The following is a 274-nucleotide window of genomic DNA, read 5'->3' on the forward strand; positions in this document are numbered from 1 at the left end:
TTATTTTTTGTCACCGTTTATTGGGGCCGAGTTTGGTGTGGCTTTTTGTGTCCGCAAACCGCATGGACCTTTATATATATGTGGGTTGAAGCCAAGGTAGAGGGCAATCATCATCATCGAGCGGCATTAGACAAAGCGCCATGGTCACTGAGTAAAGTGCGTAAACGAGTGACGAAGCATGCGGTGTGGATGGTGTTTGCCTTGCTAACTGGCTGCGGGTTTATTGGTTATTTTATGCCTGCACGCGAGTTATATGTTGATATTTTTAGCATGA

At 45.3% G+C, this 274-nt stretch carries 1 protein-coding gene; it reads left to right on the forward strand.

All coding sequences use genetic code 11. The features are described 5' to 3' along the window. Positions 1-274: 4Fe-4S binding protein (locus AAEZ00_RS21185; RefSeq protein WP_351089868.1), on the forward strand; the 274-nt coding region annotated here is incomplete at both ends.

Origin of the sequence: Shewanella sp. S1-49-MNA-CIBAN-0167, from assembly GCF_040310145.1 — a bacterium.
GTDB classification, from domain to species: domain Bacteria; phylum Pseudomonadota; class Gammaproteobacteria; order Enterobacterales; family Shewanellaceae; genus Shewanella; species Shewanella psychromarinicola.